At 36.0% G+C, this 761-nt stretch carries 2 protein-coding genes; both read left to right on the top strand.

Translation table 11 applies throughout. The features are described 5' to 3' along the window. On the top strand, window positions 1–440 hold a 440-nt coding region (locus P6N53_RS18535), incomplete at its 5' end, for a helix-turn-helix domain-containing protein (protein ID WP_304545839.1). Between the two features lie 161 nt (window positions 441–601). Continuing rightward, on the top strand, window positions 602–761 hold a 160-nt coding region (locus P6N53_RS18795; RefSeq protein ID WP_373323074.1), incomplete at its 3' end, for a helix-turn-helix domain-containing protein.

The raw sequence follows: 761 nt of genomic DNA, 5'->3' as shown, positions 1-761 counted from the left end.
CACACATGGAAATATGTAAAAGATATGGTATTAAATCAACTCGTCAGTTACGTAACTGGATTTTTAAATATAATGGTCATGAGACGTTAAAAACTTCCGGATCAGGAGGAACACCAATCATGGCTAAAGGACGAGCAACTACCTACGATCAAAGAATAGAAATTGTTAAATACTGCATTGAACATCAACAGAATTATGCCGAAACAGCACAGAAATTCCAGGTATCATATCAGCAAATTTATTCCTGGACAAATAAATACTTAACAGACGGTGTGGATGCACTTCAGGACAAACGAGGGAAAAGAAAATCCGAAGATGAGATGTCTGAAGTTGAGAAGCTAAGGGCCCAGAATAAGTTACTCCAGGCTGAGAATAAAAGAAAGCAGATGGAGATTGATATTCTAAAAAAGCTGGACGAGCTAGAAAGAATGCGGTTCTAAGCCAGGTAAGATATGAAACTATATATTTCACAATACGTGATCTGAATGACACGAAATCATATCCCATAAGTGAACTTTGTAAGATTCTCGGTATACAACGTTCTTCGTATTATAAATGGCTCAACAGGAAAGAAAGTAATAATGAGAAATTAAACAAAGAGTTGCTTCCCATGATTAAGGATGCCTATGAAGAAAGAAACGGAATTCTTGGATACCGCCAGATGACAATTAGACTAAACCGGGAAAATAATCTTAATGTTAATCATAAGCGGATATACAGACTTATGAATATCTTAAATCTGAAATCTGTATGCCGTAGGA

The sequence above is a fragment of the Desulforamulus aquiferis genome (assembly GCF_030577015.1).
Taxonomy (GTDB): Bacteria; Bacillota; Desulfotomaculia; order Desulfotomaculales; family Desulfotomaculaceae; genus Desulfotomaculum; species Desulfotomaculum aquiferis.
Note: the sequence above shows the minus strand (reverse complement) of the source record. Positions and strands in the feature narration are given on the sequence as shown.